Genomic DNA, 16,365 nt, shown 5'->3' with positions numbered 1-16,365 from the left:
ATACGAGTGCCACGGAGAACATGATGGATTCAGATGCCCCCGCGACCGGAAAGCCTGACGCCTCGCGATTTGTACAGGACGCTGAAGTGCGCAGTTGGCTCGACAAAGCTATTCAACGATGGCGGCTGTGGCTGGTCGTTTTGGCCGTCACGGTAGTTGGCCTTTACTTTCTTATCGCCCGCAGCCGACCTGATTCTTCCACACAGGCGTCTCCAGCCGTAGTGCACACGATCGTTCCGGTGGCAGCGGCGCCGGCGAAGCTCGGCGATATGAACCAGTACATATCCGCGATCGGAACGGTGACGGCCTACAACACGGTCACCGTCAAAAGCCGGGTGGATGGCGCGCTCGACAAGGTAAATTTTACCGAGGGACAGTTGGTAAAGGCCGGCGATCTGCTGGCTGAGATCGATCCGCGTCCGTACCAGGTGCAGCTTACCCAGGCCGAGGGCACGCTCGCGAAAGATCTGGCGTCGCTCGAAAACGCGAAGATTCAACTGGCACGCGACAAGGAACTCTACGCTCAAAAGGTCCTCGCACGGCAGGACCTCGACAACCAGGAAGCGGCCGTCGGACAGTACGCCGGTTCGATCGAGAGCGATAAGGGCGCCGTCGACAACGCCAAGCTTCAGCTGGTTTACAGCCGCATCACTTCGCCGATCACCGGTCGGGTTGGGCTGAGGTTGGTGGACGCGGGCAATATCATTCATGCGACCGACACGACCGGTCTGGCGGTGATCACGCAGCTGCAGCCGATCGCGGTTGATTTCAGTATTCCTGAGGACGATTTGCCAAGCCTCGAGACCGCGATGAAGGCCGACCCCCGCTTGCCGGTCGAGGCTTACGACCGTGACTTCAAGCACCAACTCGCGGCTGGAACCCTGCTCACGACCGACAACCAGATCGATCAGTCCACCGGCACGATCAAGCTCAAGGCGTCCTTTCCCAACGAGGACAACGCGCTGTTTCCGAATCAATTCGTCAACGCCAAGCTGCTCGTCAATACCCTGCACAACGCGATTCTGATCCCGGCGGCCGGTCTCCAGCGCAGCCAGCAAGGTTCGTTTGTTTATGTCGTCAAGCCTGACCAGACCGTCGAGATGCGCAGCGTGACCGTGGGCGCAACCCAGGCCGACGTGATCGCCATAAACAAGGGTCTTGCGGCCGGTGACCTGGTCGTCACCGACGGGGTGGACAAGCTGCAACAAGGGTCGCACGTGAATGTGCAGACCGCGGCTGTGCCGCCCGCGAGTACTCCGTGAGTATTTCGCGCCCGTTCATACTCCGGCCGGTTGCAACTTCGCTGCTGATGGTCGGACTGATGCTGGCCGGCCTCGTCGCCTACGGGCAGTTGCCCGTGTCGGCGCTGCCGCAGGTGGACTATCCGACCATCCAGGTCATGACTTTCTACCCGGGCGGAAGCCCGGACGTGATGGCGTCTTCGGTAACGGCGCCGCTCGAGCGCCAATTCGGAGAGGTGCCCGGGCTTACCCAGATGACCTCGAGCAGCTCGTTCGGCAGCTCGGTCGTCACGCTCCAGTTCGACCTTAACTTGAACATCGACGTTGCCGAGCAGGAGGTACAGGCGGCAATCAACGCGGCCGCGACTTACCTGCCGACGGATCTCCCGAACCCGCCCGTTTACAGCAAGACCAATCCGGCCGACACGCCCATCCTCACGCTGGCGCTCACGTCGAAGGAACTGCCGCTGGACCAGGTCGAAGATCTGGCCGATACGCGTCTGGGCGAGAAGATCTCACAGCTGCCCGGTGTGGGCTTGGTGAGCATCGGCGGCGGCCAGAAACCTTCGGTCCGCGTGCAGGCCAATCCGACCGCGCTCGCGTCGTATGGATTGACGCTCGAGGACCTGCGCACCGCGATCGCCAACGCCAACGTCGACGAGGCCAAGGGCAACTTCGACGGCAAGCACCAGGCGTACACGATCGGCGCCAACGACCAGCTCCTGAAAGCCAGGGACTACATGCCTCTGATCGTCTCATATCACAACGGCGCGCCGGTTAAGCTTTCCGATGTTGCAGTTGCGATCGACGCCGCCGAGAACGTCAAGGCCGCGGCGTGGATGAACCTCACGCCCGCCGTGATCCTCAACGTTCAGCGTCAGCCCGGCGCCAACATCATCGCCGTCGTGGACCGCATCAAGGCCCTGATGCCGCGCTTGCAGGCCTCGCTGCCCTCGTCGGTGAAAATCGAGATACTTACAGATCGTACCACCTCGATTCGCGCCTCGGTGGCGGACGTGCAGTTCGAGCTGATGCTGACGGTGGCGCTGGTCGTGATGGTCATCTTCCTGTTTCTGCGCAGTCTGTCGGCGACCATCATTCCCAGCATCGCGGTTCCGCTCTCGCTGATCGGAACGCTCGCCGTCATGTACCTCCTCGGCTACAGCCTCGACAACCTGTCGCTGATGGCGCTTACGATTTCGACCGGCTTCGTCGTTGACGACGCGATCGTGATGATCGAAAACATCTCGCGCTTTATCGAGGAAGGCGACGCGCCGCTGGCGGCCGCGCTCAAGGGCGCCGAGCAGATCGGCTTCACGATTGTTTCGCTGACCATCTCGCTGATCGCGGTGCTGATTCCGCTGCTGTTCATGGGCGACATCGTCGGCCGCTTGTTCCGTGAGTTCGCGGTCACGCTGGCGGTGACGATCCTGATGTCCGCGGTCGTCTCGCTGACGCTGACGCCGATGATGAGCGCGAAGCTGCTGCGGCATAGGCCCAAGAGCGAGCAGAGCTGGTTCTATCGCAAGTCGGAAAAGGTATTCGAAGACACCATCGCGCTTTACGGGCGAACGCTCGAATGGGTTCTTGAACACGAATTCGCAACGCTGATGATCGCGATCTCCACCCTGGTCCTGACCATCGTGCTCTACATCGTCGTGCCCAAGGGCTTCTTTCCGGTGCAGGACACCGGCGTTATCCAGGGCGTCTCTCAAGCGCCGCAGGATGTGTCGTTCGCCGCGATGGTGCGCGGCCAGCAGGCTTTGGCGCGGGTCATTTTGCAGGACCCGGCGGTGGAGAGCCTGTCGTCGTTCGTCGGGATCGATGGCACCAATATCACCGTCAACAGCGGACGAATACTGATCAATCTGAAGCCGCTCGATGTGCGCAAGGTCGACATCAGCACTGTGATCAGACGCCTGGCGCCGAAGTTGGCGGCGGTCAGCGGGATAACGCTGTACTTGCAGCCGGTGCAGGACCTGACGGTCGAAGACCGCGTGAGCCGGACCCAATATCAGTACAGCCTCGAAGATCCGAACGCCAACGAATTGAATCTGTGGACCAACAAACTCGTCGATAAGCTCAAGATGCTGCCCGCGCTGCGCGACGTCGCCACCGACCAGCAGAACGAGGGCTGGGAGGAGCATATCGTCATCGATCGGCTGACCGCTTCGCGCCTCGGTATCACCCCGAATCTGATCGACCAGACCTTGTACGACGCCTTCGGACAGCGGCAGGTGTCGACGATTTTCACACAGCTGAACCAGTATCACGTGGTGCTCGAAATCACGCCGGAGTTGCAGCGCAATCCACACGCGCTTGACGACATCTATATTCGCTCGACCGCCGGCGGTGAGGTGCCGCTGAGCGCCTTCACCCACTTCGAACCGGGTTCGGCCCCGCTCGCCGTCAACCATGAGGGCCAGTTTCCCGCGGTTACAATCTCGTTCGATCTCGCATCGGGCTATTCACTCGGCGACGCGGTCTCCGCCATCGACCAGGCGCGCGAGGAAATCGGGATGCCTGCAAGTATCGAGGCTTCCTTCCAGGGCACCGCCGCCGCGTTCCGGGCGTCGTTGAGGAACGAGCCGCTGCTGATCCTTGCGGCGCTGGTCACCGTGTATATCGTGCTCGGAATTCTTTACGAGAGTTACATCCACCCGATCACGATTATCTCGACCCTGCCGTCGGCCGGCGTCGGCGCGATCCTCGCTCTGATGATCTGCGGTCAAGATCTGAACGTGATCGCGCTCATCGGTATCATCCTGCTGATAGGTATCGTGAAGAAGAACGCGATCATGATGATCGATTTCGCACTCGAAGCTCAGCGCGGGGAAGGCAAGCCGCCGCGCGAGGCAATCTACCAGGCCTGCCTGCTGCGCTTCCGGCCCATCATGATGACCACGATGGCGGCGTTGCTCGGCGCGTTGCCGCTCGCGTTGGGAACCGGCGTCGGCTCCGAGTTGCGCCGCCCGCTCGGTATCGCAATCGTCGGCGGCCTGCTCGTGAGCCAGGTGCTCACGCTTTACACGACGCCGGTGATTTTCCTGACCTTCGACCGCTTGGCGACCCAAGTGTCGAAATGGAAGACAAAAGATGTTGTTCCGGAGACCGTTCCGGTTCAAGCGTCATGAGCATCTCCGAACCCTTCATAAGGAAGCCGGTCGCCACCACGCTGCTGACCATCGCGCTCGCGCTCGCGGGAGCGATCGCATTCCGGCTGCTTCCGGTTGCACCGTTGCCGCAGGTCGAGTTTCCGACCATTCAGGTCCAGGCGACGTTGCCCGGTGCGAGTCCGGAGACGATGGCTTCGTCGGTGGCGACTCCGCTCGAGCGCCAGTTCGGCCGTATCGCGGGTCTGACGGAACTGACTTCGACCAGCTACCTCGGCGCCACCAGCATAGTTTTGCAGTTCGACTTGAACCGCAATATCGACGCTGCAGCGCGCGACGCGCAGGCCGCCATCAACGCCGCGGCCGGGCAACTGCCGACAACTCTGCCGAGCAAGCCGACCTATCGAAAGGTCAATCCCGCCGATGCGCCGATCATGATTCTCGGCCTGACCTCGAACGCCGTGCGCCCGGGAATGATGTACGACGCGGCTGATTCAATCCTCGAGCAGAAGCTCTCGCAAATAGATGGCGTCGGCCAGGTCATGGTCGGTGGAAGCGCGCTGCCGGGTGTCCGCGTCGAACTGAATCCAACGCAGATGAGCAACCTCGGCGTCGGTCTCGAGGATGTGCGAACGGCTCTGGCCGCCGCCAACGCGAACCGGCCCAAGGGCGAAGTGGCCAACGATAGCCAGACATGGGGGCTGAGCACGACCGATCAACTGCTCAAGGCCGACGACTACCAGCCGCTGATCGTGCGCTACCACAATGGCTCCGCGGTTCAGCTTTCCGATATCGCATTGGTAAGGGATTCAGTCGAGAACGTCCGCGCCGCTGGGATGGTCGATGGCAAGATGGCCGTCCTGGTCGTCATTTTCCGCCAGCCCGGCGCCAACATCATCGATACGGTGGATCGAGTCTATGCCGCGTTGCCCCAGTTGCGCGCCTCGATCTCGCCGGCGATCGATCTCTCCGTAGTCCTGGACCGCACCACCACCATCCGCGCCTCGGTGCGCGACGTCGAGTTCACGCTGTGCATTTCGACTGCGCTCGTGATCATGGTGGTGTTCCTGTTCCTGCGTAACCTGCGCGCCACGTTGATTCCGGGAGTCGTCGTTCCGCTCTCATTGGTCGGAACATTCGGCATCATGTACCTGCTCGGGTACAGCCTCGATAACCTCTCGCTGATGGCGCTTACGATTTGCACCGGCTTTGTGGTTGACGACGCGATTGTCGTCATCGAAAACATTTCCCGCTACCGCGAACAGGGAATGCCGCCGTTCGAAGCTGCGATCAAGGGCGCTGCGGGCATCGGCTTCACGGTGATATCGATCAGCATCTCGCTGGTCGCGGTCTTTATCCCGATTTTGCTGATGGCCGGAATCGTCGGCCGGCTATTCCGCGAGTTCGCGGTCACCTTGTCGGCCGCGGTCCTCGTTTCATTGGTAATTTCGCTCACCACGACGCCGATGATGAGCGCGCAACTGCTCAAGCCGCACGACCAGGAAAAACATAACCGCTGGTACATGGCGAGCGAGCGATTTTTCAAGGGGATGCTTGACCGTTATGAGAGCAGCCTGTTGTGGGTTTTGGACCATCAGCCGTTTACTCTGATGGTAGCGCTCGCGATGCTTGGGCTCAGCATTTTTCTATTCAGGGTCGTGCCCAAGGGATTCTTCCCTCAGCAGGATACCGGACGTCTGATGGGCGCGGTGCAGGCCGACCAGGACACTTCATTCCAGGCGATGAAGGATCGGCTTGCTGAACTGATAACAACCATCCATAAAGACCCGGCCGTCGACAACGTGATCGCATTCACCGGCGGCAATGGCGCAACCAATACCGCGACCATGTACATCGGCCTCAAGCCCATGGGCGAACGAAAGATCGACGCCGATCTGGTTATCGCGCGCATCCGCAAGGAGGTCGCCCACGTCCCCGGCGTCAATCTCTATCTGCAGGCCACGCAGGATCTGAGGATCGGCGGCAGAGGCAGCAACGCGCAATATCAGTTCACGCTCCAGAGCGACGACCTCAATGAGCTCAATCAATGGGCGCCGAAGGTGCTCAAGAAATTGCGCACCGTTCACATTCTCACCGACGTCAGCAGCGATCAGCAGAATAGCGGCCTTGAAGCCAACGTCGTCGTCGATCGTGACACCGCTTCGCGCCTGGGACTCTCGCAACAGGCGATCGACGATACGCTCTACGACGCGTTCGGGCAGCGGCAAGTGTCCACGATGTACACGCCGCTGAACCAGTACCATGTCGTGATGGAGGTCGCGCCGCAGTTCTGGCAGAACCCCGAATCGCTCGACCAGATCCACGTGCGCTCCAGCACCGGGCAGCTCGTCAAGCTCAACGCCTTCACCCACTTCGCCAATGACACGACCGCGCTCGCCGTTAATCACACCAGTCAATTTCCTTCCGTGACGATCTCGTTCAATCTCGCACCAGGCGTCGCTCTGGGCGATGCGGTTGACGCGATCATGCAGGCCGAGGCGGAGATTAAACTGCCCGCCGGCATTCGCGGAACATTCCAGGGGACCGCACAGGCGTTCCAGGACTCGCTCAAGAACGAAGGCTTCCTCATCTTATTCGCGCTCTTCGCCGTGTACATCGTGCTCGGCATTCTCTACGAAAGTTACATCCATCCGATCACGATCCTCTCGACGCTGCCCTCGGCCGGCGTCGGCGCAATTCTTGCCCTGCTCATTTTCCACATCGACCTGAGCGTGATCGCGCTCATCGGAATCATCCTGCTGATAGGCATCGTCAAGAAAAACGCGATCATGATGATCGACTTCGCGCTCGAGGCTCAACGCGGCGAAGGCAAGTCGCCGCACGACGCGATCTACCAGGCGTGCGTGCTGCGCTTTCGCCCGATCATGATGACCACGATGGCTGCGATGCTCGGCGGGTTGCCGCTCGCGTTGGGCACCGGCACGGGCTCCGAGATGCGCCGCCCGCTTGGCATCGCGATCGTCGGCGGACTGCTCGTGAGCCAGGTCCTGACGCTCTACACAACGCCGGTGATCTATCTGTATATGGATCGGCTCAGCGCTGGATGGTCGAAACTGTGGAGGCGGGCCATTGGCCGCCCAACTACGGCGCCGGCTCAGCCGCACATAGCCGATTGACTATTCAGGGCGCGTTTCCTTTATCTGGTAACCGATGTGTTCAAAAGGCAGGCGCGCATAGAAGTAATTCGCGATCGAGGGGCGCAGCGGTGGTCACCACCTGATCACGCTGACGATATTCGAAAAATCATCGGTCCAGGGCCTGGCCCCCGGCTCCGAAACGAGCGGCTTCCAACGCGGCTCTTTGTCGAGAAAGCCAAGATCCTGTTGGCGCCGAGCGATAGCTACCCACTCCGCCACAGTGGCTCCTTGCGCCCCCTCCTTCGCAGAAGGGTGATAAACTTCGTCCTTGCTGACGGCCCCTACGCTCTCCACCAAGGTCGCTACAACAGGCGCCAGGAGCAAAGACCTGTTGCTTATATGAAACAAAATTATCCCGTGATCTTTCAGTTTCGCCAGATAGAGCGATAGCGCTTCTTTTGTAAGAAGATGGACGGGGATCGAGTCCGAACTGAATGCGTCGATAACGATCACGTCATAGTAGTTATTCGGCGCCTTTTGAATAGACAGTCTACCATCGCCCAAAATGATCTTCGTGTCGGCCCCGTTATCTTCGAGATAGTGGAAGTAGCGTGGGTCGCGAGCTATTCGCTCGATTGCCCCATCAATTTCATAGAACGTCCATTCCTGGCCGGGTCTCCGATAGCAGACGAGCGCTCCCGTTCCCAAACCGATAACGCCGACGGTATGGATGTCACCGAACAACGTGAAGAACTGCCCCACGGGTCCTGATCGAGCGTAATACAGCAGCGGTTTTCGCCTAAGATCGGTGTCGATAAACTCTGCTCCATGCCATGTCGTTCCATGCACGAGGACTGTTTTGGTTCCCTGGTCCACGATCTCGACTTTTTTGACGCCGAAAAAGTTCCTCTCCTGATGGAGCACTCCCACGGAAGCCTGTACTAAAGCAGCGCTGCCTAGCACGCCCGCTACTCCAAGCGCAAAACGCGCCGGGTTCTCGGTGAAACTATATAGCAGGCCCGCAGTCAGCGTGAGGAAAAGTATGCGGATGACTAAATCGGGTGGGTGGCCGCGAGCCGAGCCATAGGCCATCGCTGCAACGGCGAGAGCCAGTAGCACTGGAACTAGAAAATCCCTGGGACTGTTAGCGCGCGCCGGCCTCCCCACGGGCCGTCGAAGAGCGCAGGCTGCGGCCAGCACCAGGTAATACTCATAGGTGGATGAAAACATTAACGGCGCCACGAGCGCATTAAAGATCCCACCCGCGGCGCCACCGATAGAAATGCAGAAATAAAACTCGGTGACTCCCTCGGCGTCAGGCCGGCGGTTGGCCAACTCCGTATGGCAGACAAGCGCGATGAGGAAAAATGTCAACAGGTGAAGCGAGACGTCTAAGGCGATAGTCCCTCCCGAGCCAAATACCGACCCGGCCAGAATCCCGATCGAAGTTACGACAATTGCTGCCGCCTGCGCCTTCAGCGCCCACGCCAGCTTTATAAGAGGTGACCGGCTGAATGCCACGACGAAAGACAACAAATAGAGAGCTAGAGGAATGATCCATAGCAGCGGGGCAGGCGCAATGTCAGTGGTAATGTATGAGGTGACCCCCAACAGCAGGCTCGAGGGAACAAAGGCAAGCGCGATCCACACAAGTTTCTGTCGCAGGCTGGTAACCTGGCGTGGCGACGCAGCTTTTGCGCCGGTCGATTGCGCGTGGAATGTGCCGTGCCCAAGCGGCAGAGCACAGGCGCCGACCAGGATTACCAATACGGCGTAGGTCACCATCCAAGCCCTGCTTTGCTCCGCCAAGGTCAGCGACGGTTCGAGCATCAACGAGAAGGCCAGCAGAGCGGCGAGGCTGCCCAAGTTGCTCGCGGTATAAAGGAAGTATGGATCGGCGCTTAATCTATGGCCTCTTTGTCCGAACCAGGCCTGCAGCAGCGGCGAGGACGCCGACAGCGCGAAGAAAGGCCATCCGACCGAAACCGCCAGAAGGCCAATCAGCCACAAGATCGGCGAGTGATCGCTCGGAGGAATCCGGCCCGGAACGATCGCGAGCGGCAAGAATGCCAATCCTGTGAGGACAATGGCTCCATGAATCCAGAATTGCCGGCTTGGTTTCGCAACCCGGCTGAGAAAGTACGCATAGCCATAGCCGGCGAGAAGCACGACCTGGAAGAACATAATCGCGGTGTTCCAGACCGCCGGCGATCCACCCAAGAGAGGCAATACCATCTTGGTGAAGAGTGGCTCCATCCAGAACAGCAGAAACGCGCTGACGAAAAGCGCCAGGGAGTAAACACCGATCAGCATGCAAGCGACCTTGTTAGCCGAGTGACAAGACCGCTCAAGATTTAACGATTATAGTCAGTTTGTTTCCCCCACGTGCTGTGGCATTACACCTCAAGCAGGCGCGTCGGGCAATACGCAGTGCAGGGGCACTTCCCACCGCTTGCGTTGCCAGGTTTCGCGCGCATCGCAATTCCCTGTGAGATGGCGGCGGCACGAAAAAACGAGGACGCCACGTCATCCTCGATCGACATTATTTCGCGCTCCCGATCGGAGGTTCCAGCACGCAGCTCTGGATCTCGGTCTGCGCCGCATCAGTATCGATCGGATTGAGATGCGGCGTGGCAGTCAGGACGCCCCATCCAAGTTCCTCTCTTATGTAGTAGGCTCGCCGCTCGGTCTGGATTTCCACTTCGTCGGCGGTGTCGGTCTGGATGCTGCAAACTACCTTCTCGCCGGCGGGAACGATGAAAGCATGATAGCCGCCCGGACCGATCCGCGCCGTGTCCTCACCGCATGTAACCGCCGGGCGAAGCGCCGACGACCCGTAGCTGTAAGGCCGGTACACGTAAATCACCGCATTGCCCGGAGGTGACGGGATTTTTTCAAACGGTTGGCCCTGGACCGCGCATCCGAATCCTGCCGTGCCGACGACGCCGAGCAAAAGTACCAGAAGCCGGCGATTCATTGGCCAACGGAAGCAGTTGGAGATTTGCCCGCGCTGGCGACGGCATCCGCCAACCTGGCCTCATCGCTATAGAGCTTTTGATCGATCCTGTTCCTGACCGCGGCGCGAGCAGCGTCGTCCACCTGCTTGTGGGTGGGATGCGAGTACAGGTTGTACGATTTCGAGACGTGCTCCTTGGCGGTGTAGTCGCCGAGAATCCGGTCGCCGTCGCTGATCGACAAAGACGCAAACGCAGTCGTCCCAATATCGCCGAGCGGAGCACCGACCAGGTTGGCTGGATCGAGCGCGCTGACAATCAGTGGGACGTGATAGTCGTCGTGCGTCAATTCCTCGCGATAGGTGAATGTTACGGGTGAAGTGCTCGACAGGGACATCGCCACTGCGGGCGGAAGTTCGGTCGGGTCGCCGGCGACCAACCGGCCCTTGAACGGCAACGGATGCGCCGGCTCGTCGGTGATCTTGGGCGCGATTACAAGCTGCGAATCCGATTGAGACGCGCTTGCCGGTTGCGATTGCGATTGATCCGGCTGCTGAGTGCTGCATCCGAACGCGGCGGTCGCAGCAAAAAGCGCCGCGAGAACAAGTGTATGTCTCATGACATCGGGGCGTCGCGAGCCGGGGTGCTCGGGAATCACTGATTCAATCCCTCGCGACGCCATATAGCCATAGTATCAGAAAATTCCGGCCTACTTTACGACGCCGCTGGCGATATAGACGGTGCCGCCGAGCATCTGCTCCAACTCGAGCCGTGACACCAGCGGCTCGAGATGGCTCCACGGACGCGCGAGGCCCTCGAGCGTGCTCGTCGATCGCAACGCGGCGTTCCACACCAGGAGATTCAGCGGCATCGCCCGGATCGGAGCCCACTTGAGTCCGGCCGCGACGATCCGCGCGCCCGGCTTGAGATGGCTGCATACGTTGGCGAGCGCCTTGGGCGTACGCATTATGTCGTGCGTGAAATGAAACAACGCCGCGTCGGCCGCCAGCGGTATAGCGGCTTCCTCGACCGAGGCCGGGATGAGCGCGACGTTCTTCCAGCTATTCTCAGCCGTCCGCGCGCGAGCCCGCTCGAGCATCTCGGGGCTCTGCTCGATTCCGACGATCGAGCCTTCGGGGCCGACCAGACCTTCCAGTGCCGAAAAACTCAGCCCGGTGCCGCAGCCGACATCCAAAACCCGGTCGCCGTTTTTCAGACGCAGCAGATCGATGGCGCGTTGCCGCACGGGTTCGAACAATGCGAGCTCGAGATCGTAGATGCGGGCGCGCGAGCGATACTGGCGAATCGCGGTGGATCGGTTCGGCGTGAGCCAGCGCGTCAGCCTTTGAAATGGTTGCGAGCGGTCGTCGGGACGGGGGGTCACCTTCGATGCCTCGTATTACCGAGTATCACGAAACCGCCCCAACAATCCTGCTTGCGGCGTGAACTTGCCCCGAGTCCATGGACACCCGGGTTAAGCAGACAATCGCTGCGGGTTTCGCCGTTTATATTCCACCGGGCTGAGATAGCCGAGCGGCGAATGGGGGCCACACCTGTTGCAAAAATGAGTCATCGGGGCTGTATCGGAGTTGCTACCGGGCCATCTGAGGCACTGATTTTCAACGCAATTTCACGGCATAAAAGTTGCTCATGAACGATTTGGGGTAATTTTGCACACTTTGTATTTGTATAAGTCGTAGTGCTCGGAAACTTCGACTTGTTTGTCCTTTGCTTGGGGAGGGATCTGCGATGAATCGCCCGCGTGCCCATGAGCGTGGTCAAGTCCTGGCGTCGGCCGCCGCTTCGATAGAGGCGCTGATGGGATCCTTGGCGATCGTGCGGTCCACAGGTTCGCGAAACTTTGTCGGATGCGCGCCGCGCGCAGCGTGACCGCCATTTTCCCGGGGAAATCGTGATGCACAAATATGGATTTTGGAAACTCGCAGCGCCGTGCCTGCTGATCATCGCCGCCGCCCTGGCGACTGTCTCGATCGCGGGCGATGGCACCGCCGATCTTGTGCTGGGTCAGGCCAACTTCACATACAACGCCGCCAACTTTCCCAGCGCGCGCAAACTTAATGCTCCGCAGGGGGTTGCGATCGACGTCAACGGCAACCTTTATGTCGCCGACGTCAACAACTCGAGGGTGCTGGGCTGGAAGGATGGAACGGCGTTCGCCAATGGCTCTGCGGCCGACCTGGTCATTGGTCAGCCGGACTTTAACTCGACTGCCTGCAACAGTGGCGGCGTAAGCGGGAGCAGCCTGTGCTCCCCCTATGCGGTTGCGGTGGACTTAAGCGGCAACCTCTACGTCGCGGATCAAGGCAACAACCGCGTGCTCGAATACAACACCCCATTCGCCGGTTCGTTCCCGCCCGCTGGGGGGTCCGCCAATATGGTGTTCGGGCAGACGGACAACCTTACTTCTAATACCACGAATCAGGTGAGCGCGTTCAGCCTCAACTCCCCCTGGGGGGTTGCGGTGGACGCAAGCGGCAACCTCTACATCGCCGACACAATCAATAACCGCGTGCTCGAATACAACACCCCGCCTACGTACGGCACCACCGCCCATATGGTGTTCGGGCAGGGCGATAGCTTCACTTCGAATTACGGGAATAATGGCGGAGTGAGCGCGAACAGCCTCTACCTTCCCGCTGGGGTTGCGGTGGACGCAAGCGGCGACCTCTACGTCGCCGACCACCTCAACAGCCGCGTGCTCGAATACAACACCCCGCTTACGTACGGCACCACCGCCAATATGGTGTTCGGGCAGAACGGCAGCTTCACTTCGTATTACGCGAATAATGGCGGAGTGAGCGCGAGCAGCCTCAACTTCCCCAGCGGGGTTGCGGTGGACTCAAGCGGCGACCTCTACGTTGCGGACGCACTCAATAACCGCGTGCTCGAATACAACACTCCGCTTACCAGCAGCACCGCCAATGCCGTGTTCGGGCAGGGCGGCAGCTCCACTTCGAGTACCGCGAATTATGGCGGGCTGAGCGCGAGCAGCCTCAACTATCCCTTTGGGGTTGCGCTGGACGCAAGCGGCAACCTCTACGTCGCCGACACCTCCAACAACCGTGTGCTCGAATACGATACTCCGCTTGCACCCAATACCACTGCCGATGTTGTGCTGGGGCAGCCTGACTTTCCGTACAACCAGGCAAACTTCCCTGACCAATACTCCCTTCACAATCCATTCGCGGTCACGATCGACGCCAGCGCAACGCCAACCCACCTTTATGTCGCGGACGAAACCAACTCCAGGGTGCTGGGCTGGAACGATGTGACGACGTTCGCCAATGGCTCTCCGGCCGACCTGGTCATTGGTCAGCCGGACTTTAACTCGACTGCCTGCAACACTACTGACGGCGCAAGCGGGAGCAGCCTGTGCTACCCCTATGGGATTACGGTGGACTCAAGCGGCAACCTCTACGTCGCCGACAACTCCAACAGCCGCGTGCTCGAATACACCGCCCCGTTCGCCGGATGCGGTGGTTCGTTCCCCTGCGTTGAGGGGTCCGCCAATCTGGTGTTCGGGCAGGGCGGCAGCACCTCGACCGGGTGCAATTCCGACACCGGAAGCACTCCCACGGCTATCGACCTTTGTTATCCCTATGGCGTCGCAGTTGATGCTAATAACGGCCACCTCTACGTCGCCGATGGCGGCAACAACCGCGTCCTCGAATACAACACTCCGCTTACCAGCAGCACCGCCAATCTGGTGTTCGGACAGGGCGTCAGCTTCACTTCGAATTACGAGAATAATGGCGGAGTGAGCGCGAACAGCCTGTACCTTCCTGTTGGGGTTGCGGTGGACTCAAGCAGCAACCTCTACGTCGCCGACTACTCCAACAGCCGCGTCCTCGAATACAACGCCCCGCTTACGAACGGCGCCAGCGCCAATGCCGTGTTCGGGCAGGGCAACATCTTCACCTCGACCGGGTGCAATTCCGACACCGACGACGGCACTCCCACCGCTATCGACCTGTGTGATCCCTATGGGGTTGCGGTGGACTCAAGCGGCCACCTCTACGTCGCCGACACCTCCAACAACCGGGTGCTCGAATACAACACGCCGCTCACCAGCAGCACCGCCAATCACGTCTTCGGGCAGGATGACAGTTTCACTTCCAGCCACCCCAACCTCGGCGCGACGAGCGCCAGCGCGACCAGCCTGTACAGTCCGAGCGGCGTCGCGCTGGACTCAAGCGGCACCCTCTACGTCGCCGACACATCCAACAACCGTGTGCTCGAATACAAGAATCCCCTGGCTACGTCGTCAGCAACACCCACGCCGACGCCGGCGCCCACGCCGACTACCTCGATGTCGGTGACCGCTTCGCTCACATTCGGCAACGTTCCCGTAGGCCAGACGGTTACGAAAGATCTGACGGTCAAGAACACCGGCAGGACCAGCTCGCTGATCATCTCAGGCGCGACATCGTCCGACCCGGCTGAATTTGCCGTCAGCGGAGGTACATGCGGTACGATCCCCGTCACGGTCGCGCCCAATACGTCGTGCAAGATGGCGGTCTCGTTCAACCCCATCGAGGCCGTCCCGTACAGCGCGACGCTGACGGTCAGCGACAACGCCGCCTCCAGCCCGCAGAGCGTGGCGCTCACGGGCACGGGCGGGATCACGATGACGGTTACGCCCGCCAGCTTCTCGATCAACGCCAAGGACGGGACGACGGTCGTCAAGACGGTGACCGTGAGCAACAAGCAGAGCAGCTCCGTCTCGCTGAGCGAAAGCTTCAGCGGTCTCAACCACGGCGACTTCACCGTCACAGGCGGCGGCACCTGCGGGCTGACGCTGGCGGCCAAGACGGCTTGTACGCTGCATGTGACCATCGCTCCGACTGCGGTGGGTACGGAATCGGCGACCATGGCGGTTACGGACGTCCCCGATCCGCTGTCTCCGTACCTGGTTGACTTCACCGTGCAGGCAAGCGTGCCGGAATCCGTGTCCACGACCAGCCTGAACTACGGAAACGTCGCCCAGACGGCGTCCAAGACGAAGAGCGTTACGGTAGTCAACCATGCCACCGCGCCGATCACGCTGAGAGCGAGCATCGGCGTCGGCCCCAACTCGGGCGACTTCGCGGTGGCGAGCGGCGTTACGAATGGGTGCCCGCTGGTTGGGTCGCTGGCGGCGTCGCACGTCTGCACTTACGCGGTGACGTTTACGCCCAGCACGGAGAGTGCCGAGAGCGGCACGCTTTCAATCGCGGTTGCGCAAGACCCCGGTGGCGGTCCGCCGGCGGTCAGCCTGAATGGAACCGGAACGATACCGGAATCCGTGTCCCCGACGACGTTAAGCTTCGGCAACGTCGCCCAGACGGGGTCCAAGACGATGAACGTCACGCTGACCAACAAGGCGCATGCCGGCGGGGGGGCGCTCACACTTGCCAGCCCGAGCTTTGGCGGGGCCTACGGGAGCGATTTCTCGGTGACGGGCGGGACCTGCGGGGGGACGCTGTCGGCGGCGTCGTGCACCTACGCGGTGATGTTTACGCCCAGCACGGATGGCGCGGAAAGCGGCACGCTTTCGATCGGTGTGTCGGGAGACACGCTCCTCTCCGTCAGCCTGAGCGGAACCGGAGTTACGCCGCTCAAGGTGCTTCCGGCGAGCCTCGCTTTCGGCACGCTGCACGAGACCGCGACAAGCACGGCGAAGACGGTCACGGTGACCAACAGCAGCAGCGCGACGCTGACGATAAGCAAAAGCGTCAGCGGGACCAGCGACTTCAAGGTGACGGGCGGGACGTGCACCACACTGCCGAGTGGGTCGCTGGCGGGCGGCGGCGCATCGTGCACCTACACGATGACGTTCACGCCCAGCATGGTTGGCCCTGAGAGCGCGACGCTCGGGGTCAGCGCAGTCGGCGACGGGGCCAGCCCGCACGACGTGAGCCTCAGCGGCACCGGCTTTTAGGCGCCACGGTGCAGGGGC

The 16,365-nt window shown here is 60.8% G+C and carries 8 protein-coding genes; 4 read left to right on the top strand and 4 right to left on the bottom strand.

Going from position 1 to position 16,365, the window contains the following annotated elements; all coding sequences use genetic code 11:
• Positions 1-23 precede the first annotated feature (23 nt).
• The 3 genes from ABR989_RS14675 to ABR989_RS14665 are packed head-to-tail and all read left to right on the top strand — an operon-like array spanning position 24 to position 7,491.
• On the top strand, positions 24-1,262 hold the full coding sequence (locus ABR989_RS14675) for an MdtA/MuxA family multidrug efflux RND transporter periplasmic adaptor subunit (RefSeq protein WP_428129980.1): 1,239 nt from the start codon (positions 24-26) through the stop codon (positions 1,260-1,262).
• On the top strand, positions 1,259-4,375 hold the full coding sequence (locus tag ABR989_RS14670; RefSeq protein ID WP_428129978.1) for a multidrug efflux RND transporter permease subunit: 3,117 nt from the start codon (positions 1,259-1,261) through the stop codon (positions 4,373-4,375). The genes ABR989_RS14675 and ABR989_RS14670 overlap by 4 nt, the downstream gene beginning before the upstream one ends.
• Complete coding sequence (locus tag ABR989_RS14665; protein ID WP_428129976.1) at positions 4,372-7,491, top strand: multidrug efflux RND transporter permease subunit; 3,120 nt, start codon at positions 4,372-4,374, stop codon at positions 7,489-7,491. The genes ABR989_RS14670 and ABR989_RS14665 overlap by 4 nt, the downstream gene beginning before the upstream one ends.
• A 93-nt stretch (positions 7,492-7,584) precedes the next feature.
• Here the strand turns inward: ABR989_RS14665 and ABR989_RS14660 are convergent, their stop codons facing one another.
• The 4 genes from ABR989_RS14660 to ABR989_RS14645 form a co-directional block, all read right to left on the bottom strand.
• Positions 7,585-9,765 carry a fused MFS/spermidine synthase gene (locus ABR989_RS14660; RefSeq protein WP_428129974.1) on the bottom strand — a complete coding sequence of 727 codons (2,181 nt, stop codon included), beginning with the start codon at positions 9,763-9,765 and terminating at the stop codon, positions 7,585-7,587.
• Positions 9,766-9,994: 229 nt separating this feature from the next.
• Positions 9,995-10,429 carry a hypothetical protein gene (locus ABR989_RS14655; RefSeq protein ID WP_428129971.1) on the bottom strand — a complete coding sequence of 145 codons (435 nt, stop codon included), beginning with the start codon at positions 10,427-10,429 and terminating at the stop codon, positions 9,995-9,997.
• Complete coding sequence (locus tag ABR989_RS14650) at positions 10,426-11,025, bottom strand: hypothetical protein (RefSeq protein ID WP_428129969.1); 600 nt, start codon at positions 11,023-11,025, stop codon at positions 10,426-10,428. Before ABR989_RS14650 ends, ABR989_RS14655 begins: the two co-directional genes overlap by 4 nt.
• Positions 11,026-11,115: 90 nt before the next feature.
• The gene (locus ABR989_RS14645; protein WP_428129966.1) at positions 11,116-11,790 is read right to left on the bottom strand and encodes a class I SAM-dependent methyltransferase; all 675 of its coding nucleotides are present in this window, start codon (positions 11,788-11,790) and stop codon (positions 11,116-11,118) included.
• Between the two features lie 531 nt (positions 11,791-12,321).
• On the opposite strand from ABR989_RS14645, the gene ABR989_RS14640 reads away from it, so the two are divergent.
• Positions 12,322-16,347, top strand: a complete 4,026-nt coding sequence (locus ABR989_RS14640) for a choice-of-anchor D domain-containing protein (protein ID WP_428130017.1) — start codon at positions 12,322-12,324, stop codon at positions 16,345-16,347.
• Positions 16,348-16,365: the final 18 nt, after the last annotated feature.

Origin of the sequence: Binatus soli (SeqCode), from assembly GCF_050015535.1 — a bacterium.
GTDB classification, from domain to species: Bacteria; Desulfobacterota; Binatia; order Binatales; family Binataceae; genus Binatus; species Binatus soli.
This window is presented reverse-complemented; position numbering and strand designations above follow the sequence as displayed.

Bases quoted from the DNA above. Each gene is read 5' to 3' on its own strand.
- ABR989_RS14675 (WP_428129980.1), top strand. From the start codon at position 24: ATGGATTCAGATGCCCCCGCGACCGGAAAGCCTGACGCCTCGCGATTT.
- ABR989_RS14665 (WP_428129976.1), top strand. From the start codon at position 4,372: ATGAGCATCTCCGAACCCTTCATAAGGAAGCCGGTCGCCACCACGCTG.
- ABR989_RS14655 (WP_428129971.1), bottom strand. From the start codon at position 10,429: ATGAATCGCCGGCTTCTGGTACTTTTGCTCGGCGTCGTCGGCACGGCA.
- ABR989_RS14660 (WP_428129974.1), bottom strand. From the start codon at position 9,765: ATGCTGATCGGTGTTTACTCCCTGGCGCTTTTCGTCAGCGCGTTTCTG.
- ABR989_RS14650 (WP_428129969.1), bottom strand. From the start codon at position 11,025: ATGAGACATACACTTGTTCTCGCGGCGCTTTTTGCTGCGACCGCCGCG.
- ABR989_RS14640 (WP_428130017.1), top strand. From the start codon at position 12,322: ATGCACAAATATGGATTTTGGAAACTCGCAGCGCCGTGCCTGCTGATC.